We start from the raw sequence: 24761 nt of genomic DNA, 5'->3' as shown, positions 1-24761 counted from the left end.
GAAGGGGAGGGGGACATGGCGAAAAAGGAGAGCCGCCGGAACGATCAGGAAGAGCAGCAGCGGTGCGCGGCCTGCCGGGGGGAGGAGACCTTTCCCTACTGGTGCGAGACCTGCGGCAGGTCGGTCCCCGAGAAGCGCTGCCCTTATTGCGGACTGAAGGCCCAGAAAAAGAAGGGGTAAACGGCGCGACCTGCGGAATTGCGTTATAATCAGCTCATTGTTTTTCGGGGACGTACCAGAAAGGATAGCCCCATGCGCTCAAGATCACTGAATAAAATGCTGCTGTTCCTGCTGTTGCTGACACAGGTCGGTTGCTCCAACCTGCTGCCGCGTTCCAAGGCCGTCACCGAATCCCCCTGGGAGGAGTACGAGGCGGCCAAGGCATCCTACGACAGCATCACGGTAGGGAAGACGACGGTGGAAGACCTGCAGAAGATCGGGTTCGACATCAAGTCGTCCCCCAACATCAAGGTCCTCAACTACCTGGACATCGCCGCGATGTTGCAGGGGCTCCCCGCCAAGGACCTCGATCCGGGGCTGCAGGCCTGCCTGAGGGCGAGGTCCGACTGCCGGGCCTACGTCTTCGAGCCGAAAAGGAGCTACAGCAAGCGGGTCGGCAACTTCTGGCTCGACATCTTCAACTTCAAACGCAAAACCCACGAAACGGGGTGGCGCTTCAAGGCGCTGGTGGTCTTCGTGAACCACCACGTAGCCTACAAGCTTTCCAGCGGCGAGCCCAAGATCGACCAGATGACCGACCAGGTCAACCCGCTGGGGCCGTTCCAGGCGCCCGCGGACGTGCTTACCAGGGCCCTCTTCTAGCCCCTTCGGTATCCGATGGACCAGGCGACAGCCTGCAGCGGCCAACTGCAGGCTTTTTTTTGCCCGGAACCCGCCGGGAGGACAACCCCCTGTCACGCCGCTTGGTTCCCGGGGCGATTGGTGTTATTGTGCTGGGCGAAAGAAAACGCCGGAGAGGATCCCTTATGCATGATGCGCAGCACCCGTTCCATACCCTGACCCCGAATTTCATCATGGACGCCGTGGAGAGCCAGGGGTACCGCTGTGATTGCCGCACCTCGGCCCTGAACAGTTACGAGAACCGCGTCTACCAGGTGGGGATAGAGGAGGAAAAGCCGCTCATCGCCAAGTTCTACCGTCCCGGACGCTGGAGCGACGAGCAGATCGTCGAGGAGCACCGCTTCTGCCTGGAACTGGCCGAGCACGAACTCTCCGTGGTGCCTCCGCTGCTGAACCCTTCAGGCGAATCGCTTTTCCACTACCACGGCTTTCGTTTCGCACTCTACCCGCGCCAGGGGGGACACGCCCCCGAATTCGACAACGACGGGAACCTCTTGATCCTGGGACGGATGCTCGGGCGCATCCACAGCATCGGCGCGGTACGCCCCTTCGAGCACCGCCCGGCCCTGGACAGCCGTGACTTCGGCCATGACAGCGTCGCCCTCATCCGCGAGCGCTTCATCCCGCAGGAGTACCGGGAAAGCTATGAGGCGGTCACCAGCCAGCTTTTGCAGGTGGTGGACGAGGCGTTCGCCTCGGTGCCGCAGGTGCGCTACATCCGTGCCCATGGGGACTGCCACGCCGGCAACATCCTCTGGCGCGACGACGCCCCCCACTTCGTCGACTTCGACGACGCGCGCATGGCCCCGGCGGTGCAGGACCTCTGGATGATGCTTTCCGGCGACCGTCCGCGCCAACTGGCCCAGCTCGCCCAGTTGATCAAGGGATACGAGGAGTTCTGCGACTTCAACCCGGCGGAACTGCGCCTGGTGGAGGCCCTTCGTTCCCTGCGCATGCTGCATTACAGCGCTTGGCTGGCGCGCCGCTGGGACGACCCGGCCTTTCCCACCGCCTTTCCCTGGTTCAACACGGTCCGTTACTGGGGCGAGCACATCCTGCAGTTGCGCGAGCAGCTCTCGGCGCTCGAAGAGCCGCCGCTGGTACTGCCGTAGCGTAACTGCTGACGGAACGAAGAAGAGGCGGCCGGGTATCCCGGCCGCCTCTTTCATGTCGATCTGGCGCAACGTCCGAGAGGACTACTAGCGCGCCTTCTTCTCCAACTCCTGGTCGAGGTTCTTCAGCTGCTCGAGGCGCTGGTTGAGCTCGGTGATCTCGCGGCTCAAGGCCTGGTTGTTCCCCTTGAGCGCCTTGTTCTGGCGCCGCTGCTCTTCGAGGGCGTTGACCTGTTCGCTTACCGGAGCCGCCAGCGCGGTCCACTGGCTGGCGGGGTACTCCTTTTTCAACCGCTTCAGCAGGTGCTGCGCCTGCGCCGACCCCGGTTTCGCTTTCAGCGTCAATAGCGCCAGGCGAAAGAGCGCTTCGTCGGTCACCCCGGTGACTGCCGGGCCGTTGCAGATGGTGTCCAGCGCGTTGATGGCGCCGTGAATATCTCCCTCTTTCAGCATCGTTTCCGCCTGGGAGAGTTGTCGCGATCCGTTGTAGCGCTCAAGGAAGCTTCCCTCTTTTGAGCCCATGGTGGCGCACCCTGCGCAGAGAAGGGCAGCCAGGCAGATGATGAGCGTCGCGATCCTCATGCGGTCACCTTCCCCGAGGCGCCGATCAGGTACTTGCTCCCCGGTTTCTCCTTGGCGCGGTCCTTCACCTTGGCCGCGGCCCGGGCGATATCGACGGCGGACGAGTACTGGTCCCGACCGCAGATGATGACCGCGATGGAGATGGTCATCACCGGGAAGAAGCGCTGCACCCCGTAGCGGTCGCACCCCTCGATACCCCCAACTTTCAAGTCCTCCGGCGAATAGTGTTTGACCACTTCGGCGTTGAAGCTGGCGATGACGGCCTCGCAGACCGCGGAGACGCGCTCGGCCGGGATCACCATGACGAAGTCGTCGCCCCCCACGTGCCCGACGAAACCGTCGCTGCCGCCATGCGCCTTCACCGCTGCCTGGATCAGGTCCCCGGTGAGGCGGAGCATTTCGCTCCCCTTGGCGTAGCCGTAGTGGTCGCCGTACGGTTTGAAGTTGTCCAGGTCGGCATAGCAAAAGGCGAAGGTCGCGCCGCTTTGCAGGCGGTCCTCGAGGACCCGCTCGATGGCGAAGTTGCCGGGAAGCCGGGTCAGCGGGCTCGCGTCCAGGCTCATCTGTTCGAGCACCTTGAGCCGCGCCGCCATCTTGGTGAAGTCCCGCGCCAGTTCGCTGATCTCGTCACCAGAGGGGACGTTCGGGTTGTAGTCGAAGTCGCCGGCGGCGATGCGGTGCGTGGCGCTTTGCAATTCGCGGATGGCCCCGAAGGTCCGGTAGGTGACGAAGGGAGCCACGCCGATGGCGAGCAGGAACCCGGTGCAGGAGATGGCGACCGTCCACCAGATGGTCTGTTTCTGCTGCTTGTCCGCCCGGGAGAGCACCAGCTTCAGCATGTCCTTGCGTTTGAGGTAGGAAGCGTCCACCGCGTTGAGCAGCCTGAGCGCCGACGACCGCATCGGTCCGGTATTGCTGGTGTGCCCGGCGAAGAGGTCCTCCGCCGCCTTTTGATAGGCCCGGTACAGCCCGTTCAGCTGCTTCAGGTCGGCGGTCGGCTTCCCCTTTCCGAGGAGCTCAAGGCTCGCCAGCGCCTCCGCCTGTCGCTGGCGGAAGAGATCGATGAAGGCGGGATCCTTGAGGATGGCGTACTTGCCGGCGAAGCCCTCCTGGCTCAGCACCGAGGTGCGCAGCTCGATGAGGGCGCTGATGACGGGGAGTTCGTTGTTGGCGATGTTGCGGGTGATGTTGGTGCTGCGATAGATGTTGTAGGAGGAGAAGACGAGTGCGGCAGCGGTGAAAAGCGCCATGGCCGCGTAACCCGCGCTTATCTTCTGTATCAGGGAGAGACCCGACAGGCTTACTCTCGAAGACTTATTTGTCTCGATGGCTTCAGGCATGAGGTAGATATTAGGGGACTGAGTAGACAAAGTCAACGCAGATGCCGCTGCTTCATCAGGACACGCCGCATTGTGATATGATCCTCGTCGCAGCATCCTGCAGGTTCTCCCCGTCGAGCAGTACGATGCTGTGCGCGTATTTGTGGTACAGCTCGAACCGCCTACGGTACAGTTCTTCGAGCCCGCCTTCCCCCATGCCTACTATCCCCCGCGGCGCCGCCCTGGCGATGCGCGGGTGCAGCCTGTGTATCGGCACGTCCAGAAAGACGATGGTCGAGATGGAAGCCAGGTGGCGCATGGCGGCCTCCGAATACACCACGCTCCCTCCGGTGGAGATGACCGCAGCCCCCTCGCTGGTCAGCCCCAGCACGGTCTCCTCCTCGATGCGTGCGAATTCTTCCGTTCCAACCTGGTCCACCACCGCCTGCAGTTTCTTCCCAAAGCGCCGCTCGATGCAGAGGTCGGTGTCGATAAACTGCCATCCCAGGCGGGTGGCGATAATCCTTCCCAGGGCGCTCTTGCCGGACCCGGGCATCCCTATCAGCGTCAACCTGTTCATTTCCCTTCCTTTCGCGGTACCCGTCTCCAATCCGACTACAACATCTTACCAGTTCGGGCACGTCGTGGAACATGACACCATTAAATTTGTAGAAAAGTTTTTTAGGTTAGATATATTTAATCGTCGTAAAAAATCCTGCGTGCTTTGGGCGTTCGGGCGACGTGCTGACGCCCCGGAACACGCACCTGTACCTGCCAGAAAGGCACCTCGTTTGGCGAGCGGGCTCCGGCACAGAAAAGCCGGCCGATCCGTTCGGAGGACCAGATGGAAAGGCGACCGTGGGACCGTAACAGTGGCAACAACGATAGCCGAAACGTCTCTTGGGGCGGCGTTCAGCTTCATCATGGCCGGGGCAGGCCGCCGCCGGTAAATCGCCTGCCGGTTCCGACCGTGCTACTCCAAAAAAGTGCGTACATGCGTTAAAGGAGATGCCCCTATGAAAAACGTTATTGAAGGTTTTAGTCATGGCAGGATGCACCGCCCTGGCGTGGGCTGCAGGCACCGGCGTCAGCCAGGCGGCAACGGCAACGGCCGGCACCAGCGCGACGGTCGTCCTGCCCGTCACCATCACCAAAACAGCAGATCTCCAGTTCGGCAAATTCATGTCGGGCGCATCGGTTGGCACTGTCGTCGTCGACACTGCCAACGCCCAGTCCGTGACCGGTGGGGTGACCACCACTGCGGCATTTAGCACCACTGCCGCGGCGGCGGCATTCACCATCTCCGGTGAACCCACCAGCACCTACGCCATCACGTTCCCGGCCCAGACCGACCTGACCGGCCCCGGCACGCCAATGACCATAGGCAGCTTCACCACCGCCATCACCAGCGGTGGCACGCTCGGGACATTCGTTGGCGGTAACGAAACCCTCAAGCTCGGCGCCACCCTCACCGTCGGCGCCAGCCAGGCCTCCGGCACCTACAACGGGACCGTGGATGTGGCGGTCAATTACAACTAGCCGTCCAATTCAAAGTTCACCAAGGGGGGCGAAACCTTGCCCCCCTTGTCTATTGCGGGTCGGGAAGGGGAATGGAGAGAGATGACGATGCGCGCATACGGTTTCCTTGCCAAGCCCAGTGTCGCCTTTCTGACGCTGTGGTACATGACCGAAACTACCGCTTTTGCCGCGCCAACCATAGTCACCAGGAACCAGGATTTCGACTTCGGCAGGGTCGCGGGAGGCGCGGGGCGCTCCGGCACGGTAACCATCACCTCCGCCGGAAGCAGAACCTATTCAGGGAACGTCCTCCCCCTGGGAACCACCTTCTCCGCGGCCCGCTTCACCATCACCGGGAACGCAGGGGAAACCTATACCATGACCCTGCCGGCAGAAGTCATCATCAATGCTGGTGTAGACCAGATGACGGTCACGGCAATCACCTCCTCCATACCCCTGACGGGAGTCATCCCGGCCGGGGGCTCGGTCAGTTTTTCGGTGGGGGGGACGTTGAACGTCGGGGCGGTGCAGCGCAACGCACAGTACAGCGGCAGCATGAACGTTTCGGTCAAATAAAGGAGGAGTCGTGAAGCTACTGCTCGCCAAGTGGGCGGCTATGGTGATAACCGCCACGAACGTAATCATCGGCACCCCCACCGTGACGGTGGTTGCGGCAGATCTCATGGTGTACCCGACGCGGGTGGTCATGACGGACAAGCAACGTGCCGCGCAGGTCGATATCATCAACGCCGGTGAGTCGCAGGCGACCTACAAGATCATCATGGTGCGGAGACGGATGACGGATACGGGAGACTTCCAGGAAGTCACCACCCCGGAAAAGGGGGAGAGGTTCGCGGACGAGGTGGTAAAGTATTCCCCCCGCCAGGTGACCCTGCTGCCGGGAGGCGGCCAGACCGTACGGATCCTGTTCAAAGCCCCCCCCGACCTCGAGGCCGGCGAGTACCGGTCGCACCTGCTGTTCACCAGGTCGGCCCCCGCCATCGCCAAGCTACCAGAAAAAGACGACGAGCCCGGCGTCATCAAGATGAACATCGTGGCGAACGTGGGCGTATCCATCCCCGTCATCGCCCGGCACGGCGACCTGCAAGCCGGCGCATCGATCGTTCCCTGGTCGGTTACCCTGTCTGGCGAAAAACAGCAGGTGCTCTCCTTCACAATGCTCCGGTCCGGCACCAGGTCGGTCTACGGTGACGTCGCGGTGTACCGGGGACAGGAAAAGGTGGCGGAGGGAAAGGGCTTCGCGATCTACACCCCCAACACGGTGCGCAAGGTTTCACTCGTCGTGTCGGAGAACTCGCGTCTCAGAAGCGGCGACGCCGTACGCCTGGTCTTCACCGAGCGTAACGAAAAAAAGCCCCTGGCTGAGACTGCCGTCGTCCTTCCCTAGCAGATGGTACCCCGCGCAGGCGCTCATACCGTGGGAGCCTGGTTCGCCCTGCTGCTGATTCATCTCTTCATCACCGTTTCGCTTTCCTACGGTGAGCCCGCCCCCCCTGCTCCCAATGATCAGGAGATGATCGTCGCGCTTGAACTGGACAATGAAAGGGTGGCGGACAGCTTCCTGCTCGTGGAGAAAAACGGCCAGATCTTCGTCCCGGTCTGCCCCCTTGCGGAGGCGCTGTCGCTGGCCATCAAGTGCGATCAGAAGAGGGCCTTCGGCTTCGTGCTGAGCGAGGACCACCCCTTCGTGATCGACTTGGACGAGGGGTACGCCGTTCACGGCAGGGAGGCGTTCTCCATCAACAGCGAGGCGTTCGTGCAAAAGGGTGAGATCCTGGTGAATTCCGGCACGCTCTCGCGGTGGCTGCCGGTGGATTTCTACCTGCGCCGGGAAACCTCAACCCTGGAGCTCAAAGCGCGCGTGCCGTTGCCGCTGCAGGCCTTGAAAAAGCGGCAAGCCTTCGTGGCTCCCAAACCTCCGCCCCAATCAAGACAATACCCCGATGCGACCGCAACGAGACAGACCGCGTCTATCCCTGCTGTCGACCTCGCCACACAGTTGAGCCTTGGCTCGGACGGCGCCAGGGGCAATCGCGGCAGGATGCAGAACTCGCTGGACATCGCGGGCGACCTCCTCCACATGACGGGGGAGGCTCATCTGCTCGCGGTGAACGACGATCTCAAGCGGCTCGACCTCACCATGTCCCGCCGCAGCGCGTCGGGCTACCGGGCCGGACCTCTGTGGTTCAACCAGGTGGCGCTCGGCTCGACCCAGGCGCCGTACGTGGACGGCGTAGGGGCATCGACCAAACCGATGTACGGCCTCTACCTCTCGAACCGCCCCCTGATCGGCGCGGGCCAGTTCATGTCCCACGACATACACGGTCAGCTTCCCGCCGGCTGGGACGCGGAACTTTTCCACAACGGCACCCAGGTCCAATACCAGCCGCCGACGGCGGAGGGAATGTACCATTTCGTCAACCTCCGGGTTTACTACGGCGTGAACAGTTTCAAGGTGGTGCTGCATGGCCCCTTCGGGGAGCGCAAAGAGTCGGAAGAGGTCTTTGTTTCCGACGCCACCACTCCCACGGGGGAATTCCTCTACTCCTTATCCGCCGGGTGGCAGACGGGGCTTGCTCGTCACGAGGATCCGGAGGGGGAGCAGGCGGAGTCCAACTTGACCTTCACCTCGGACTTCGGCCTTACCAGGAATCTGACCGGATCGCTGCTCGTGGTCAAGGATGCGGAGCGGGCAACGGGGGAGCGGGAGTATTTCGGGGTCGGGGCGAGGACCGCCTTCGGGTTCACCCTGCTATCGCTGGAAGTGATCCAGGCCTTGGGGGCGGGGCGTGGCCCGGAGGGGCAGCTCGTCAGCTTGAAATCAAGCAGCCGGGACCTGTTCGGTTTGAACCTGGAGCTGGTGCAGCGGTTCTTCCACGACTACGAGTCGCCGCAGTTTTACTACAGAAGCGATCCGCTGCGGACCCTAACCAGCGTCAGGGGAAACTCATCCTTCACCATAATCGATAAGATACGTGTCCCGTACTCGCTGGAGATCGGCTTCGGCACCAGGAAATCGGGACGGACCGAGACGACATCGCAGTGGCGCGTTTCCGGTGGCTGGAACGGTTGGAATACCACACTGCAGGCTGATCTGTCCCGGCTGCAGGGGAACACCTCCGCCACAGGACAACTGCAGGTCAGCACCAGGCAAAGCGACGTCAGCGTGAGGGGAGAGGCCGGGTACTCCTTCCTCCCGGTCGCCAAGCCTTCCAGCATCAACATCAGCGCCGACCTGGAGATGGCACCGGGGCTGCAGCTGAACTCGGTGTTGTCTCATGCCCCGGCGGACCGGTTGACCGGAGTGAGACTCGGGGTGTCGAAGCGGTTGGGCCGGCTGGGCTATTCCATCGCCGCCCATGGGAGCACCGATGGCGCCTATGGTTTGGACGTCGGCGTGCGCTCTTCGGTCGCCGCAGTTCCCGCCGGGCGGCTGCTGTCTTCTGCCGAACCGCTGGCGCCCTACGGCATGATCGCGGTTTCCGCCGCGGTGGCCGAACCCGACGGCACGACCAGGGCGTTGCCGCGTGTCGATTTCCTGTTGAACGGCAGCAGGGTCAGGGCCATCCCTGACGGAGCCGGCGCCCAGGTCATCCCTTTCCTGCAGCCGGACGTCCCGGTCGATGTGACGGTGGATATGACTTCGATCGAGGATCCTTTCATGGTCCCCACGGAGGAAGGGTGTCGCATCGTACCCAGGGCCGGGGTGGTTGCCAGGTGTGCGTTCACCCTGACCACCGGGGGCGAAATCGACGGGACGGTAACGGTGCGTCTGGCACGGGGGGGGGCGGTGCCTATGAAGGGGGTGAGGGTGGAACTGGTCGGGGCAGGAGAGCAACAGGGCAGGCTGCAGGCTACGACGCTGTCGGAGGAGAGCGGCTACTACCTTTTCAAGACGGTACGGCCCGGCAAGTACCTGGTTCGCATACCGGTCGAAGAGGTGCAGCGCCTGAAGGCGAACGCGTTGTCCCCGCGCGGGGTGACGGTGCCGCCGGGGGGGGACATGGTGTCAGGAATTGACTTCGTGCTGGCACAAGACGATGCGGCGCCGGGGAAGATCATCAACGGGTCGGCGCCGGTGGCGGATAAGGAGTAGGGACGGGCTCAGTTTCTGGCGGGGAGCAGGGTGGCCTGCAGCAGGTCCCGCAGTGCCTTGTCCGAGCCGGATTCGCGGTTCACGATGGTCTTTCTTTCCCGGCGGGAGATGAGTATGGCGAGGTGCTCGGCGGCTTCGGCGGTCCCTCCGGCGATGGAGGCGGAGAGCTGGCAGAGGATCTGGACCGGCAGGCCGTTTCTGAAGCCCTGCACCAGCTTGGCGATCTCATCGTGGCGCTGCTCGTAGCTCCAGGTCTGGTAGACCTCGTCGCCGATGTTGTTCAACTTCCCCTGTATGCCGGCCAGCTTGTTCAGCATCTAGATTCTCCTGTAGCCCCGCGGGGCGTCCGCAGCGTGCTGCGTAGTTTATTTCTTGTGTTCGTGGCTGAAGATGTGGTCCCGGCAATAGCCATACTGACCGTTGCACTTGGGGCAGTAACGGAAGTCCATGTCGGGATGCGTCTTCTCGGTGATGCCGCAGGTGGTGCACTTGTGTACCAGTTCCTTTTCACGGAACTGGAGTCCGCCGACCTTCTTCGTGAGCTGCCTCTTGCCGTGGCGCAGGTTGAGGTAGATGTCGTTGGCGAAGAAGATCAGGTAGTTGGCGATCGCGGCCAGTACCATGACCCTGGAGGGCCAGCCGCCGATGATGCATTGGTAGGCGTACCCAAGCCAGGTCAGAAGCGCCAGCCACTTGATCCTAACCGGCAGCACGAAGAAGAGCAGTATCTGGAATTCCGGGAACAACGTGGCGAAGGCGAGGAAGACCGAGCCGGCGAGAAAGGCGTTGCTGACCGGATACGCAGGGATCAGGAAAGAGGACGCGAAGGTGATCAGGCAGCCGAGCACCAGGTAAGCGTTGTAGCGGAAGGCGCCCCAATGCTCCTCGAGGGTAGAGCCGAGCATGTAGAAGAAATACCAGGCGATCAGGGTGAAGATGAGGCTGGACTGCGGCGGATCGAAGGGGATGGTGAAGATGCGCCACCACTCCCCGGACAGGAACAGCTCCGCGGAGAAGTAGGTGGCCATCCGGTCCAGCTTCCCCGTCATGTACATCAGGTAGAAGAACGACTGCCCCGCGATCAGGTAGATGGTGAGGTTGGGGACGGCGTAACGGCCGATCTTTCTTTCCAAACGGTCAATAAATTTCATGCTGATGGGTCCGGTCCTTTTGGTCCTTCGCGCTCTTCAGTGGCGTTGCCTGGGGCAGGTCCTTGTCGTCGGCAGGGCGCGGCCCCTCCGCCGTGTGGACCAGTGGCGGCCCCTTGGGTGGTTCCGGACTCTTCGGAAACTTCTCCTTCATGATCCTGTCGCGCTCCTCGGGGGTGATCACCTTGAGGATGGTCAGCTGCTCCAAGTCGTTGGGCCGGGCGAACTCCACGGCAAAGGCGAAGTCTTCGCTGTCGTAATCGCTCCCCTGCTTGTAGGTGGCGCGCACCATCGATTGCATGGGCGTAGGGTTCTTGGCCAAGTACTGGCGCCAGTCTTCACGCTGCTGCGCCGTCATGCCGGTATACCAGACGTGGTGCGCCAACTCGTGCAGCATCACCGAGCGCAGCTGTCCTTCGCTGTACTGCTGAAAGAGATTGCGATAGATGAGCTTCATGTCCGGGCGGTAGGCGCCGAGGTGAAATTTCACCTCGCTGGGCATCATCACCTCATCGAACGAGGGGCCGGAAACGCGAACGGTGCTGCGGTCCGGGTCGTAGCGGTTGAAAAGCGCGGCAAGGAAAACGTCCTCTTTCGAGAGTTTCTTGACGGTGTCACCCTGTCCCCAGCTGATGGGGACGTAGGTAGTAGCGCAGCCGCTCAGCACCAGGGCAATGAGTGCACATAGCAGTTTTTTCAACAAGCCTTGCATTACAACTCCCTCGGGATGTGACTGCGCCAATGCCGGCCCGGCAGCAATCTATCACAATTACAGGCGGCAACGCAACCAATAGCGCGCTCACGGCGATCTTTGTCTTGCTCACATGAACCGAATAATATTGATTATTCCTCTCCCGTAACCTAAAATGTGCCACTAAAAACCAAGGGAACCCATGACGCGCGTCCTCCTCATCGCAGACACCCAGCGGGTGCAACGAATCTTCCACGACATGTCAGAGCAGGGACTTCTGCAACTGCAGACAGCGTCAACCCTCGCCCTGGGCGAGTTCGAACTCTCCGCCTTTTCCCCCGATATCACCTTCGTGCAAAGCCGTATCTCCGGTTTCTCGGGGGACATCCTGCTGCGTCACCTGGACAAGATGCTCCCCACCGGGGGGGGGCTGGTGCTGCTGGCCGGCGACAGCGAGGATGCCGCCCAGGCCAAAAGGCACGGCAGGGTCTCGCTCGACCTCACCATGGATGATGCGCTGCTGGAGCAGTCAGTGGCGGCGCTGCTGGCGGGGGATCCCCTGGCGGCAGCGCCGCCGGAAGAGCCGCAGCCTGCCAGACCCGCGCCATCCAAGGGGAGAAAAGCCGCTCCCGCCACCGCCGCGGCGCAGGAAGAGGCCCCGCAGCAAGGCGCAGCGCCGACGTGTCCGGAACCGGCAGACCTCGAGCAGCCGACAGAAGAGGCCACCCCTGCTCCGGTAGTTGAGTTTCAGCCACTGCCGGTGGAGCCGGCAGGCGCGGGGGAGTATCCTGCCTTGCGGGGGGGCGGCAAGAGCGACGTCTCCGCCTTCGAGGAGGTCATGCAGCAGGCCGAGGGGAGGAACGCCCCCATGGAAGCGGCGCTCTCGGAGGTGGAAGACCGCGTGGAGGTCAGAAAGGGGGTCTCCGGTAGGGAGCTCCTCGAGGAGGCCACGCCTGCTCCCCCCGCACTCGATTTGGCGACCAAGGAGGGCGGCGGCTACTACACCGGCGAGACCGTTGCCGAAGCGCTGCTTCGGGTCGAGCAAAAGAAGCGGCGCCGGCCCTTTCTGTTCATCGTGCCGGCCCTGGTCCTGATCGCCATTCCGCTGGTGTCGTACCTGGCCGGCAGGAATTCCGCCCCCGAGCAGGCAACCATGCCGGCCGCGAAGCCGGCAGTGAGACCGGCGCCATCCCCGGCCGCCCCGAGCGCTTCCGCGCCGGCCGCCCCGGTGCATGCCCCCGGCGCTGCTCCGGCACCCTCAAAGGGGGTGCCGTCCGCTGCCCCGCCGGCAGCCAAGGCCCCAGCTACCCCACCCGTCCCGGCGGTGAAGCCGCCGACGCCTCCCGGCGCCAAGCCGGGGGGGCAGCCCCAGGCCAAGAGCGCCCCCCGGCGCGGTGTGGAGGGTCTCCCCGCCATGCTCGAAGGGACCAAGCTGGATGCTGAGTACGGCAAGAAGAATCCAGGCTGGGTGAGATACCTCGGCATCCGTGCGGAGTACAAGCTGTTCAAGGAGAATAACGTCTATCGGGCCATCCAGGTCATTCCCGTGCCCGGCGGCACGATCTCTGACGATCTCTTCAAAAGGGTGCTGCGCCAGTTCGGCGGCGCGGACAGCTACCGCGTCGAGTCGAGCGCAGGCAAAGGCGACTACCTCGTCGAACAATGCGCGGCGCCGGGCGGCGCTGCGCTGACGATCTACCGCAATAAGACCAATAAAAAGATGAAGGCCCTGGTGGTCTACTACCCTTGAAAAGAGGCAACCCGATGACCCCTGCCAACAAGGCCGCACTGCTCCTGGCGCTCCTGGTGATCCCTGCCCGGCTCCACGCCGCGACTCCCGAATTCCAGATCGACATCAAGGATTTGGAGCGTCAAAAGCCGGCTGCGGCGCCGAAACCCGTCCAGAAGCCGGCCCCGAAGGAGCACAAGCCGGTGCCCAAAAAGAAAGAGCCGGAGGCGAAGGCCAAGCATGAGGCCAAAAAAGAGCAGGGTACTCCCGGTGCGGAGTACGTGCGCTACACCGTCAAGCCGGGTGACCACATCTTCAAGATCCTGGTCACCCATTTCGGCATGTCCAACGAGGCGGCCGAGCGCCTGGTCCCGGAGATCATCGAGCTCAACGACATTAAGAACATCAAGACGCTCGAGGTGGGGCGGACCCTGCTGATTCCGGCTGCGGCTCTGCACAAAGCCGAGGCGAAGCCGGCCAAGAAGGAGAAGGAACGCACGCGTCCCGAAGCCTTGCCCTCCAAGGCAAAACGGACAGAGGCTCCCGAGGAAACCAAAGCGGCACCGGTTGAGGCTCCCCGGGCCCCCGAGCCCGCCGCACCTGTTCCGGCGCCGGTCCCTGCGCCCAAAGCTGTCCCCGTCCCTGCCCCGGCACCTGCACCTGCACCTGCACCGGCACCGGTCCAGAAGGCCCCGGTTCAGGCTGAGCCGCAACCTGCTCCGGTACCGGCAACCAAGCCTGCACCGCCCCTGCAGCCCGCGCCGGCAACCAAGGCCGAACCGGTCCCGGTCCCGAAAACCGCACTGGCACCGGCACCGGCACCCGCACCCGCACCGGCACCGGCTCGGAAACCCGCTCCTGCTCCGGATGCTACGCCTTCAAAGGTGGCACCTCCTGTCGCCGCGGCGCCGTCCGTGCCGGCCATCCCCCAGGCGGCGACCTGGGTCTGCTCGGTCAGCCGGCATGATGCCGGCAGTGTCGTCGATTCGGTGCTCAACGCCATCTCCGCCGCCTGGAGCCGCAACAAGATCATCCAGTCCCCCGAAGGCTCCGCAACTCCCTTCAGCATAAGGGTCGACCGCTACTTCGAGTACAAGGGGAACCGCTGCATCGTAAGCATCGGCGAGAATGACCCGTATAACTACACCCTGATCCGAATACTGGAGACAGCAGGGTATCGGGTGCTGATGCTGACCGGGAAGGAGGATTTCCAGACGGTGACGGAGAGGTTGTTCAAACTGGTGGGGATCGCGCCCGATTTCGGGAAGCACATCCTGCAGGAGGGGAGGCAGGCGAACGGGTTCCTGGTTCAGCAGGACGACGCGGCCGGGAGGCGCGTCCTGATCACCGACACGGCGCCTTCTCCGGGGCACAAGTGGGTCATGCCCGCCGGATGCGGCGCCAGGTAGCTATGTCTAGGGGATGGGGATTGCCGAGTGCTCCCCATCCTCGGTGTAGTAGCCGATGTTGTCCTGGGAAATGGAGTTGCTCGGGGGAGTCGCCGGTGGGAGAGCGCTCTTCGCGGTGGTCTCGGCGGGAGCGGCTTTTTGCTGCAGCACTTCCTTGGGAGTCGGCACGGTTCCCTTCACCTTCTCCTTGAATTCGTCACTCTTCCCTTTCGCCGCCTCGTCCACCCAGCCGTCCACCTTCTGACGCACCAGAGCCTCGAGGCTGTCCTTGAGAGGCCTGTACTCCGCTTCCTGCCGCACCGGCTTCACTCGCTGCAACTGGTCGAAGACCTTTTTCGAGTAGCGGTCCCGTTTGTCCGGGGTCTGGCTGTTGTAGCAGCCGATCGCCTTCCAGGTGTAACCGTACTTCTCCATGCACATGGAGAGGATCCAGGCGCCGGTCTTCACGCTGTTGCACGGGTCACCAAGGGAGTTCCAGCGCTGCTTGCCGATGGTCGGAGCCCAGCTGGAGTTGATCTGCATCAGCCCGAAATCGTAGGTGCCGTTGGTGTTGTAGTTGACGGCGGCAGGGTTGAAGTTGGATTCTACCTTGGCGATCGCCCGCAGGATTTGCGGGTTGATGCCGTATTCCACGCCGGCTTCTTCGAAGCAGAACGCGGAAGCATCTGTTGCCGCTACGAGCATCAGGGCGGCGGCCGCGTAAAGCAGTCTGGCTTTACCCATCACGGGTTCCTCATCAGGGGGGTGGAGTCATCCGCCGCCGAGGGTGAGGCTGGCACGGGCGGATGCCGGCGGGCGGGTACGGCTGCCGGCCGGAGCGCAATTCCGCTTCATAATACATTTTCCGAATGGGCATGTCATCTGATAAAGTACCGTTGCCGGGCGAGGCGCCTGCAACTGCGGTCGCGCCTGCCGCGATTTTCATGCAAAGGAGCAGCCGATGAGAATGAACCTGACCGAGCTGGAGATCAGGATCCTGGGGTGCCTGATGGAGAAGGAACTCACCACCCCGGAGTACTACCCGCTCACCCTGAACGCGCTCGCCGCGGCCTGCAACCAGAAGTCGAACCGGGACCCGGTGATGAGCCTCTCCGAAGCAGAGCTGCAGCGCGGCCTCGAGGCCCTGGGGGCACGCGGGCTGGCGCGTCTCACCACCACCGGCGGGCGTGTCGACAAGTACGTCCACTCCGTGGGGGACAAGCTGGGGCTGCCCGTTCCCGCCCACGCGGTTCTCGCCGAGCTCATGCTGCGCGGAGCGCAGACAGCGGGGGAGCTGCGCAGCCGCAGCGAACGCATGGCTGAGGTCGGCGACCTGGCGGCGGTCGAGGACATCCTGCTCAAGCTGCAGCAGCACGGCCCCCCCCTGGTGCTTCGGCTGCCGCGCCAGGCCGGGCGCAAGGAAGTACGCTACGCCCAGCTCTTCGCGGGTATGCCGGAGCTTCCGGAGGAGGAGCCGGAGCAGCCGAGCGCCGCGCCGGTTCCCAGGCTCCGGCCGGGCAACGAGCGCCTGGAGCACCTGGAACAAGAGGTCGGGACTTTGCGCCAGGAGATCGCCGAGCTGAGCCGGGAGGTGGAGGAACTGCTGGCTGCCTTCTCATAGGCCGGCGCCACGTTGTCATCCCGCTGTTCCCCTTCGCAAAGGGGGACAGCGGGACAAGTTATTGACAATTGCCGTTTCTTTCCCGGGAGCGGGAGGACCAAAAAAGAAGGCTCGACCGGATACGGTCGAGCCTTCTTCGTTATTCCTGGTCCAGCGGCGCCTCTGACTAGATCAGGCCGTGGGCCACCATCGCCTTGGCGACTTTGATGAAGCCGGCGATGTTGGCGCCGTTCACGTAGTTGCCCGGGGTGCCGTACTCGGCGGCGGTCTCGTAGCAGGTGTCGTGGATGTTCTTCATGATCTGGGCCAGGCGCTGCTCGGTGTACTCGAAGGTCCAGGCGTCGCGGCAGGCGTTCTGCTGCATCTCCAGCGCCGAGGTGGCAACGCCGCCGGCGTTGGCCGCCTTGCCCGGGCCGTAGGCGATGCCCGCCTCCAGGAACACCTTCACCCCTTCCGGCGTGGTCGGCATGTTGGCCCCTTCACCAACCGCGACGCAGCCGTTCTTGACCAGGGTGGCCGCGTCTTTGCCGTTGATCTCGTTCTGGGTTGCCGAGGGCATGGCCACCTGGCAGGGGATGCCCCAGATGTTGCCGTTGGGGATGTACTTCGCGTCCTTGTGGTACTTGGCGTAGTCCTCGATGCGGCGGCGCTCCACTTCCTTCAGCTGCTTGACGAGTTCGAGGTCGATCCCTTTCTCGTGGAAGATCACCCCGTTGGAGTCGGAGCAGGTGACGCACTTGCCGCCGAGCTGGTGGATCTTCTCGATGGTGTAGATGGCCACGTTGCCCGAGCCGGAGACGGAGCAGGTCTTCCCTTCGAAGCTGTCCTTACGCACCTTCAGCATGGCATCGACGAAGAAGGTGGCGCCGTAACCGGTCGCCTCGGTGCGCACCAGGGAGCCGCCCCAGTCGAGCCCCTTGCCGGTGAGGACGCCCGGCTCGAACCGGTTGGTGATCCGCTTGTACTGGCCGAACATGTAGCCGATCTCGCGTCCGCCGACCCCGATGTCGCCGGCCGGCACGTCGGTGTGCTCGCCCAGGTGGCGGTACAGCTCCGTTATGAAGCTCTGGCAAAAACGCATGATCTCGTTGTCGGATTTCCCCTTAGGGTCGAAGTCGGAACCGCCTTTACCGCCGCCGATGGGGAGGCCGGTGAGGGAGTTCTTGAAGATCTGCTCGAAGCCGAGGAATTTTATGATGCCGAGGTAGACCGAGGGGTGGAAGCGCAGGCCGCCCTTGTAGGGGCCGAGCGAGCTGTTGAACTCGACGCGGAAGCCGCGGTTGATGTGGACGTTGCCGGCGTCGTCCTGCCAGGGCACCCGGAAGATGATCTGACGCTCCGGTTCGCAGATCCTCTCGATGATCTTGCGCTCGGTGAACTCCGGGTGTTTCACAAGGACCGGGCCCAGTGATTCCAGGACCTCGCGAACTGCCTGGTGGAACTCGACTTCGCCCGGGTTTCTCTTCAGGACTTCCTGAAAAATGGGCTCTACTTTCTCGTCAATCTGTGGCGACATACATTCCTCCTTTGATCATTGTAGGAGTGGGTTGACCACTCTTTCATCAGCTGTGTCGGGTTGGGGAGACGACGTGCTGAAATATGCCGCAGAGATATGCATGTCATGAACCATTTTTGGGCAGTGCTGTGCATAAAGTGTGCAATTGGTGGAATGATGCTGATTTTGTTGGCAAAACCGACGAGGTCAGGTGGGGTTTGTTGCCGATAAATTAATCAGCAGGAGAAGTGTGAATTACTTTTGTTACTCTCTTTAATCTTTGAGAGTACACAGATGGGTGCGTGCGGCGGGTGCAAGGCGCAAAAAAGGGACCGCGGCACGATCCGTGGTCCCCTGTACGATCCGTGCGGCGGATCTAGTTGGTGAACATGAGCTTGCGCTCCAGGTCCATGGAGTGGGACAGGCGCTTGGCCTCCTCCATGGTGATCTGCTCCTGTTCGTGCAGTTGGATCAGGTGCTGGTCGAGGGTCTGCATCTGGTACTGGCTGCGGCCGTTCTCCATGTGTGCCTCGATCTCGTCCAGGCGCCCCTCACGGATGCAGCTCTGGATGGTGGTGGTGGCGCGCATGATCTCCATTACCGGGATGATGCTCTCGCCGGTCTTGTTCATCACCAGGCGGATAGAGACGGTGGCCACCAGGATGTCGGCCAACCTTTGCCTGACGATCTCCTGCGCGTCCGGCGGGAAGTGCCCGACGATCCTGTTGATGGTGGAAACCGCGCCCTGGGTGTGCAGGGTGGACATCACCAGGTGCCCGGTCTCGGCGGCCATCAGGCAGGATTCGATGGTGTCGGTGTCGCGCATCTCCCCCACCATGATCAGGTCCGGGTCCATGCGGAGCGCGGCCTTGAGCGCCGAGCTGAAGTTGTCGGTGTCGATCCCGACCTCGCGCTGGATGATGCAGCTCTTTTCCGACTGGAACAGGAACTCGATGGGGTCCTCGATGGTGATGCAGTTGTAGCTGAAATTCTCGTTGATGTAGCGCAGCATCGAGGCGAGCGTGGTCGACTTGCCGTTGCCGGTCGGGCCGGTCACCAGGATCAACCCGTTGGGGGCCTTCACGATCTCCCCCAGGACCGGCGGCAGGTGCAGCTCCTCGAAGGTGCCGATGTGGGCGGGGATGACCCTCATGATGATGCCGAAATGGCCACGCTGGCGGAAGATGCTGACGCGGAAACGCGCACCGCTTGGGAGGGAGAAGGAGGTGTCGAACTCCTTCTGATCCGTTTCCCAGCGCCGGCCGTGGTGGGTCAGGATCTGCGCGGCGATGAATTCGGTATCCTCGGCGCTGAGGTTGGGGAGCTTGGAGCGGATGATCTGCCCTTTACCGCGGAAAAAGGGAGGGTTGTCCACCTCGAAATGCACGTCGGACACCTTCTTGCTGAAGGCTATTTCCAGTATCTGGACGAAAATCTTGGCATCCATGGCTGTCCCTCTCTTGCTGCAGCAAATTGAATTGAAGATGGGTGTTCTTTTCGGCGCGCCGGGCGACGGGCTTGAGCGGCCGGCGCTCTATTTCTGGGCGCAGCGCTTGCGGTACAGGATGTTGTCGATCACCAGACCGGCGTGCTGGGCCAGGATCTCCAGCAGCGGCAGTTGCGGGTCGGTTCCGGTCCCCGGGCCGAAGTCGGCGTAGATGACGGCGATGACGCGGCCGAAGCTCTTCACGGGGAGGAGCAGCGCCTTGCCGGTCAAGGGTGTGCCGATGGCCCCGTACATGGTGTCGCGCAGCGGCTGGTCCGCGTCGCAGTAGCAGATCTCGCCGTTGAGGGCGCGCTGGTACAGCGACTCAGGAGGCGCTGTCAGGCGCAGCTTGGCCGAGGTGACGGCGCCGGCGGCGTCCACCCCGATCGCCCGCTCGGCGATGAGCTCGGAACGCACCACCACCAGGGTTACCCCGCGGCGGAAGACGCCGCAGGCCGCCTGCAACAGTGCGAAGGTGACCTCCGGAAGGTCGCGCTGCTCGGCGAGGGAAAGAAACTGGCCGCGGAATTTTCCGGACAGGTCTTGCACCGGTTTGCCGTGGTCCTGCTCCAGGTAGGCCGCCAGGGCTCGGCAGCTGTCGATGGTGTCGGAGATGAAGGTGTCGGGACGCTGGTCGCGGCTGGGGCGCGGCAGCAGCGCGGTCACGCCGTTTTCCTGCGCGGCGGCGCATAGCGCGTAGTCGGCAGGGGTGACGAGTAGCACGATGGCGAGGTCGGGAAAGCGCTCCCGGTTTTGCCTGAGTAAAGCAGCCAGGTCGCGCCCATTTCTCCCGGAGGGCTCTCCTGCGTCCAGCAGCAGCAGCGGGGACTTCTCACGGGAAAGCGCCTGGTCGATGATGGGGTCGAGCTGGTCGGGATCGTCCGTGGCGCAGATGAAGCGCTGGCCGCAGACCGTGGAGCAGCACTCGCGCATGAGTTTCGCGGAGGTGAGAAGGATCACGCCGAGGTCGCTGCCGGATTCCTGGGCACGCCCCGAGAGCTGCTCCAGGTAACGGAACAATTCCTGCTGCTCGCCGGCCGGGATCCCGGACAGTTCCCCCTGAAGCCGGCTGGCCGGGGTGTCGGGGACCTCCTCCTGGAGCGCCGAGAAAAAGGTCGGGATGTGCCTCTCCAGCCCCTCCAATTCCTCAAGCCCAAGGTCGGCGGCGGAGATCTCGGCTGCTGAGCCGCGCTGCGCTTCGGGGGCGGCGAGGTTGCCGAAAATGGACTCCGGGGTGAGGGTGCCGTCGCGCTTGCGCTCGTCGTAGATGCGCAGGGCGTCCATGAGGATACTCTGCGTGTTCATGTTGATCTGCTCGGGGAAGTAGCGGTATTCGTCGGAGACGACGACCTTGTTCACCTCGAGGCAGAAGGTCCCCCGGGTCCAGGTGAGCACCTCGACGATGGTCATCTCGATGAGAGCTTCGAGCCCCTGGTATGCCGCCTGGTTTTCGACGGTACCATTCTCGATCAGCATCTGGATGATCGGCTTGCGGTCGTCGCCGGCGCTGCGCTGCTCGACAAGGGTCTTCTCAAGGGCCTCGCGGCTCAAAAGACCCATGTCAAGCATGACCTGGCCGATACGGATGGAGTTGTTGACGTGGTTCGCGCTGACGATGAAGCCGTCACGGAAGACGAGCTGGCTCTCCCCTTTCACGCTCTTCAGCGTAAGGGTGCCGGTCTTGCCGGTCTGGTGCAGCAGCTGAATGACATCCACTAAGGGAAGGTGTTCCAAATCGCCTTCAAAGGACATGCCGGTACCCTTGTCTGCCTGTGGTGGGTGAGGTGGAGCGGGTCAAGCGGGGAGATTCTAACATGTGACCGGGGGTAAGTAAACCGGTATTGCTAGGGAATTGCCAGAAAGGGGGGGCGGGGGCTAGGCGGCCTCAAGTTCTCCGGTGTGGCTGAGCCAGGCGAGGGCGAGGGCGAGCAGGCCGGCGACCCCTCCCATGGTGAGGCTGCGGCTTACGTAGTGGGCGTTACGCTGGGCGAGGAAGGAAAGGAAATCGTCGCGTTGCGCCACCATTCGTTCCAGCAGCCGGCCGTCTTCGCGGACGGTTTTCAGGCCGCTGCGGCCGCCGCTGCGCAGGGTGGTGCTGTCCTCCACCGTCTGCATCAGCCTTCCCATCATGGCGAACACGGCGCTGCCGCGGTTGCCTCCCTCGGCGAGCTCGCGCCTGTACACGGGAAGTGCCTCGTCGAAGAGGCTGGGCAGGCCGGCCAGGGCCTCCTCGCGGATCCCACCTCCCTGAAAACGGTTGCGCACCCGGTGCGCAGAACCCGGTTCCCCGTGCTCGAAGAAGAGCTCGGCGAGACCGGCGATCGAGGCGCGCAGGCTGGCCTCGTCACGGCCGGGGGCGCAGGCGCTGGCGCAAAGGACCAGCCCCCCCAGGAAGATGTACCCCTTGTGGCAGCTGGTCCCAACGGCCCTCTGGACCGCGCGCTCGGCGGCGACCCCCAGGCGCACCCGGGCCGCCAGGTCCTCGCCGGAAAGGACCGCGTCGCACAGGTCCATAAGGTACAGGGAGACGATCTTCAGCGACGCCTCCATGCGGGGCACGGAGAGCTCGGGGTGGGCGCCGCAGTCGCAGAGGTCGACGAGACCCGGCTTGGGGGTCAGGTAGAGCTCCATGAAGGCGCCGCGCACCAGGTTTTTGGCGAGTTCGGGGAGGTGGCTGGTCATCTCTTGGGTCAGGCTCCGGTTTTGGCTTGGACGATGTGTGCCATAATAGCATTTTTTCGCCGCAGAAGAGAATGTGTATACATTATAAAGGGATAAGGGCTCCGACCGGCGCGCCTCGAGGGGCACGGGCGACGCGGCGAAGGGTGGACGATGTCGGTCCTCGGGATGGCGCGCGACGGGCGGGCGAAGCATAATAACCTTGAATTACTGCGGCAATCTGGGATACTCTTCGTCTTGGCGCCCGGCTCCGGGTTCGGCATAACCAAGGTGCACCCGCAGATTCCCGACCAGCTCTACCCTTGCCGCAGGGGGGCAAGGAGCTTCCCGCCTCCCCGAACATCGGCCTTCCGGGTACGCCAGGCCATGATCCAGCGCACGCATCAACCCGATTGGAGACCCTCTCGACATGGAAATCTACAAGGCGCAGCCGCGACAGCAGCAGCGCAGGTTGAAAAAAGCACCCACGCCCACCCTGAAGTACCTGCTCTGGGTCGCCGCCGGCGGCTCCACCCTCATGCTGCTCGCCTTCCTGGGATATTTCTTCTACCTCCTGGGGGCGCTCCCCAAGGTCGATCGTCTGGCCGACTACCGCCCCCCCATCCTCTCGCAGGTCTACGGCCAGGACGGCACGCTCGTCGGCGAGTTCTACCTGGAGCGACGCACCGTGGTGCCGGTGGACAAGATGCCCAAACGGCTGATCCAGGCCTTCGTGTCCGCCGAGGACTCCAACTTCTACCAGCACAAGGGGATCGACTACGTGGGCGTCGCCCGCGCCGCCTTCAAGAACCTGATCTCCATGCGCAAGAAGGAAGGGGCCTCCACCATCACCCAGCAGGTGGCGAAGTCCATGCTGCTCACGCCGGAAAAAAAGTTCTCCAGGAAGCTCAAGGAGGCGATCCTCGCCACGAGGATGGAGGAGCGGCTCACCAAGGACGAGATCCTCTACATCTACCTGAACCAGATCTACCTCGGTGCGGGGGCCTACGGCGTGCAGCTCGCGGCCGAGACCTACTTCGGCAAAGAGGTGGACAAGCTGAACCTGGCCGAGATGGCGATGCTCGCGGGGCTCCCCAAGGCGCCCAACAGCTACTCACCCATCAAGCACCTGGAAAGGGCCAAGGAGCGCCAGGGGTACGTCCTGGAGCGGATGGTGAAGGAAGGGTACATCACCCAGGCCGAGGCGGAGTACGCCAAGGCGACCCCGATCGTGATCCAGCCCCTCAAGAAGGTGAACGCCGAGCAGTCGGCCTACTTCCTCGAGCAGGTCAGGCAGCAGCTGGTCGAGAAGTACGGTGAGGAACGCATCTACAAGGACGGCTTGAAGATCTACACCACCATGAACGCCGAGATGCAGAAGGCCGCCTACGATTCCGTGGTGAACGGCCTCAAGGCGGTCGACAAGCGCCAGGGTTTCCGCGGCGCGGCCAAATACCTCTCCGAGGCCGAGGTGGAGCCTTTCTGCAAGAAGGTCGAGGACGACATCGACGAGCTCTCCCTGAAGCAGGGGGCGGTCTACCAGGGGGTGGTGACCGGGGTCGACCCGGCGAAACACGAACTGACGGTCCGGGTGGGCGACCGCACCGGCACGCTCCCTAAAAAGAACATGGACTGGGCCGGCCGCGTCGAGCTGGTCAACAGCTACGGGAAGCCGCAGGCCAAGCGGGCCATCGGCCTCGGCGCGGTGCTCGAGCTGCAGGTGAAGGAGCCGGACAAGAACCGCTCCGGCGCCGTGTTCGCCCTGGACCAGTCCCCCGAGGCGCAGGCGGCGCTGATCGCCATCGACCCCATGACCGGCGGCGTGCGCGCCATGGTCGGCGGGTACGACTACAAGAAGAGCCAGTTCAACCGCGCCATGCAGGCCAAGAGGAACCCCGGCTCCGCCTTCAAGCCGGTCATCTACGCCGCGGCCCTCGAGCACGGCATGACCACCGCGAGCATCATCGACGACTCCCAGGTGGAGTACGAAAGCGGCGGCGACAAGGCCTGGAAACCAAAGAACCACGACAACGTCTACCGCGGCCCGGTCACCATGCGCGAGGCCCTCACCAACTCCATCAACGTGGTCAGCGTGAAGATCCTGGAGCAGATCGGGGTCGGTAGCGCCATCGATTACGCGAAGAAGCTGGGGATCACCTCGCCCCTGGCCAGCAACCTCACCCTCGCCCTGGGGTCGTCCAGCGTCACGCCGATGGAGCTCACCAGCGCCTACGCGGTGTTCGCCTCCGGCGGCTACCGCACCACCCCCTACTTCGTCACCAAGGTGCTGGACCGCGACGGCAACGTGCTGGAAGAGGTGCAGGAGCCGAAGGTCCCCGTGTTCGGCCAGATGTCGAGTGTACCGGCCGATGGACCGGCGGAAGGGGAGGAGGGGAAGGCCCCGCCGGCCGTGCCGCAGCCGGGGCAGCCGGTGCTCTCCGAGGCGACCGGCGGCGTAATCCCGGCGATCCCGCCCGAGACCGCCTTCATCATGACCAACCTCATGCAAAGCGTCGTCTCCAGCGGTACCGGCGGGCGCGCGCGCGCCCTGGGGCGCCCGGTGGCGGGAAAGACCGGTACCACCAACGACATGAAGGACGCCTGGTTCGTGGGGTACGTGCCGCAACTGGTGGCGGGGGTCTGGGTCGGCTATGATCAGGAGAGGAGTCTTGGAGCCGGCGGCTCGGGCGGCCAGGCTGCGGCGCCGATCTGGACCGAGTTCATGCAGCGGGCCCTGGCCGGGATGCCGGTGAAGTCCTTCCCGACCCCGGGCAACGTCACCTTCGCGCTCATCGACCCGCGCAACGGCCGCCTGGCCAAGGAGGGAACCCCGGGAGCGGTGCAGGAGTGCTTCGTCTCGGGGACGGAGCCTACCAGCTACAGTGCCGAACCCGCAGTTGACGCGGTTTCAGCGCCGTAAATGACCGGTATTACAGGGTTTATCGGTGTCGGGGGCGGTTGTTTCGCCGCCCCAAACGGGTTCCCGTAAACCCTTGCCAGGAGCGGATCGAGGGGTCAAAATCGGGCTAGAACCGC

Annotated in this window: 22 protein-coding genes; 11 read left to right on the top strand and 11 right to left on the bottom strand. The window is 63.4% G+C overall.

Annotated elements, in window-relative coordinates; translation table 11 throughout:
- The first annotated feature begins 15 nt into the window (after positions 1–15).
- From KOM00_RS01360 to KOM00_RS01350, 3 genes are all read left to right on the top strand, one after another.
- Complete coding sequence (locus KOM00_RS01360) at positions 16–180, top strand: hypothetical protein (protein ID WP_216497038.1); 165 nt, start codon at positions 16–18, stop codon at positions 178–180.
- Between the two features lie 72 nt (positions 181–252).
- Positions 253–822 carry a hypothetical protein gene (locus KOM00_RS01355; RefSeq protein ID WP_216497037.1) on the top strand — a complete coding sequence of 190 codons (570 nt, stop codon included), beginning with the start codon at positions 253–255 and terminating at the stop codon, positions 820–822.
- 164 nt (positions 823–986) lie between these two features.
- Positions 987–1973 (top strand): serine/threonine protein kinase, encoded by a 987-nt coding sequence (locus KOM00_RS01350; protein WP_216497036.1) that lies wholly within the window; start codon positions 987–989, stop codon positions 1971–1973.
- Positions 1974–2060: 87 nt separating this feature from the next.
- On the opposite strand, the gene KOM00_RS01345 is transcribed toward KOM00_RS01350, so the two are convergent.
- The 3 genes from KOM00_RS01345 to KOM00_RS01335 form a co-directional block, all read right to left on the bottom strand.
- Entirely contained in the window at positions 2061–2555 is a 495-nt protein-coding gene (locus KOM00_RS01345) for a septum formation initiator family protein (protein ID WP_216497035.1), read from the bottom strand.
- Complete coding sequence (locus KOM00_RS01340; protein ID WP_236026672.1) at positions 2552–3805, bottom strand: HAMP domain-containing protein; 1254 nt, start codon at positions 3803–3805, stop codon at positions 2552–2554. The genes KOM00_RS01345 and KOM00_RS01340 overlap by 4 nt, the downstream gene beginning before the upstream one ends.
- A gap of 145 nt (positions 3806–3950) precedes the next feature.
- The gene (locus tag KOM00_RS01335) at positions 3951–4454 is read right to left on the bottom strand and encodes a shikimate kinase (protein ID WP_216497033.1); all 504 of its coding nucleotides are present in this window, start codon (positions 4452–4454) and stop codon (positions 3951–3953) included.
- 464 nt (positions 4455–4918) lie between these two features.
- On the opposite strand from KOM00_RS01335, the gene KOM00_RS01330 reads away from it, so the two are divergent.
- From KOM00_RS01330 to KOM00_RS01315, 4 genes are all read left to right on the top strand, one after another.
- The gene (locus KOM00_RS01330; protein WP_216497032.1) at positions 4919–5413 is read left to right on the top strand and encodes a DUF4402 domain-containing protein; all 495 of its coding nucleotides are present in this window, start codon (positions 4919–4921) and stop codon (positions 5411–5413) included.
- Between the two features lie 81 nt (positions 5414–5494).
- A complete protein-coding gene (locus KOM00_RS01325) occupies positions 5495–5968 on the top strand; it encodes a DUF4402 domain-containing protein (protein WP_216497031.1) in 474 nt (157 codons plus the stop codon).
- Positions 5969–5978: 10 nt separating this feature from the next.
- Positions 5979–6800 carry a fimbrial biogenesis chaperone gene (locus KOM00_RS01320; RefSeq protein WP_216497030.1) on the top strand — a complete coding sequence of 274 codons (822 nt, stop codon included), beginning with the start codon at positions 5979–5981 and terminating at the stop codon, positions 6798–6800.
- Positions 6801–6830: 30 nt separating this feature from the next.
- Entirely contained in the window at positions 6831–9509 is a 2679-nt protein-coding gene (locus KOM00_RS01315) for a carboxypeptidase-like regulatory domain-containing protein (protein ID WP_216497029.1), read from the top strand.
- Between the two features lie 8 nt (positions 9510–9517).
- On the opposite strand, the gene KOM00_RS01310 is transcribed toward KOM00_RS01315, so the two are convergent.
- The 3 genes from KOM00_RS01310 to KOM00_RS01300 are packed head-to-tail and all read right to left on the bottom strand — an operon-like array spanning position 9518 to position 11369.
- A complete protein-coding gene (locus KOM00_RS01310; RefSeq protein ID WP_216497028.1) occupies positions 9518–9826 on the bottom strand; it encodes a hypothetical protein in 309 nt (102 codons plus the stop codon).
- Positions 9827–9874: 48 nt separating this feature from the next.
- Complete coding sequence (locus KOM00_RS01305) at positions 9875–10660, bottom strand: rhomboid family intramembrane serine protease (protein WP_216497027.1); 786 nt, start codon at positions 10658–10660, stop codon at positions 9875–9877.
- Entirely contained in the window at positions 10647–11369 is a 723-nt protein-coding gene (locus tag KOM00_RS01300; RefSeq protein WP_216497026.1) for a SprT family zinc-dependent metalloprotease, read from the bottom strand. The genes KOM00_RS01305 and KOM00_RS01300 overlap by 14 nt, the downstream gene beginning before the upstream one ends.
- 181 nt (positions 11370–11550) lie before the next feature.
- Between KOM00_RS01300 and KOM00_RS01295 the strand changes: the two genes are divergently transcribed.
- Both KOM00_RS01295 and KOM00_RS01290 read left to right on the top strand, forming a co-directional pair.
- On the top strand, positions 11551–13098 hold the full coding sequence (locus KOM00_RS01295; RefSeq protein WP_216497025.1) for a hypothetical protein: 1548 nt from the start codon (positions 11551–11553) through the stop codon (positions 13096–13098).
- 14 nt (positions 13099–13112) lie between these two features.
- Positions 13113–14486, top strand: coding sequence for a LysM peptidoglycan-binding domain-containing protein (locus tag KOM00_RS01290; RefSeq protein ID WP_216497024.1), 1374 nt, complete (start codon positions 13113–13115; stop codon positions 14484–14486).
- Positions 14487–14492: 6 nt separating this feature from the next.
- On the opposite strand, the gene KOM00_RS01285 is transcribed toward KOM00_RS01290, so the two are convergent.
- Positions 14493–15209, bottom strand: coding sequence for a lytic transglycosylase domain-containing protein (locus KOM00_RS01285; RefSeq protein ID WP_236026671.1), 717 nt, complete (start codon positions 15207–15209; stop codon positions 14493–14495).
- 217 nt (positions 15210–15426) lie between these two features.
- On the opposite strand from KOM00_RS01285, the gene KOM00_RS01280 reads away from it, so the two are divergent.
- Positions 15427–16086, top strand: coding sequence for a YceH family protein (locus KOM00_RS01280; protein WP_216497022.1), 660 nt, complete (start codon positions 15427–15429; stop codon positions 16084–16086).
- Between the two features lie 166 nt (positions 16087–16252).
- On the opposite strand, the gene gdhA is transcribed toward KOM00_RS01280, so the two are convergent.
- From gdhA to KOM00_RS01260, 4 genes are all read right to left on the bottom strand, one after another.
- The gene (gene gdhA, locus KOM00_RS01275) at positions 16253–17602 is read right to left on the bottom strand and encodes an NADP-specific glutamate dehydrogenase (RefSeq protein WP_216497021.1); all 1350 of its coding nucleotides are present in this window, start codon (positions 17600–17602) and stop codon (positions 16253–16255) included.
- 355 nt (positions 17603–17957) lie between these two features.
- Positions 17958–19028 carry a type IV pilus twitching motility protein PilT gene (locus tag KOM00_RS01270; RefSeq protein WP_216497020.1) on the bottom strand — a complete coding sequence of 357 codons (1071 nt, stop codon included), beginning with the start codon at positions 19026–19028 and terminating at the stop codon, positions 17958–17960.
- Between the two features lie 87 nt (positions 19029–19115).
- Positions 19116–20819 (bottom strand): DUF4388 domain-containing protein, encoded by a 1704-nt coding sequence (locus KOM00_RS01265; protein ID WP_216497019.1) that lies wholly within the window; start codon positions 20817–20819, stop codon positions 19116–19118.
- Positions 20820–20942: 123 nt separating this feature from the next.
- Entirely contained in the window at positions 20943–21749 is an 807-nt protein-coding gene (locus KOM00_RS01260) for a triphosphoribosyl-dephospho-CoA synthase (RefSeq protein ID WP_216497018.1), read from the bottom strand.
- 406 nt (positions 21750–22155) lie between these two features.
- Here KOM00_RS01260 and KOM00_RS01255 point away from each other — a divergent pair, with 406 nt between their 5' ends.
- Positions 22156–24645: a penicillin-binding protein 1A gene (locus KOM00_RS01255; protein ID WP_216497017.1), complete on the top strand. Its 2490-nt coding sequence runs from the start codon at positions 22156–22158 to the stop codon at positions 24643–24645.
- The last annotated feature ends 116 nt before the right edge of the window (positions 24646–24761 follow it).

It is taken from the genome of Geomonas diazotrophica, from assembly GCF_018919385.1.
GTDB classification, from domain to species: domain Bacteria; phylum Desulfobacterota; class Desulfuromonadia; order Geobacterales; family Geobacteraceae; genus Geomonas; species Geomonas diazotrophica.
This window is presented reverse-complemented; position numbering and strand designations above follow the sequence as displayed.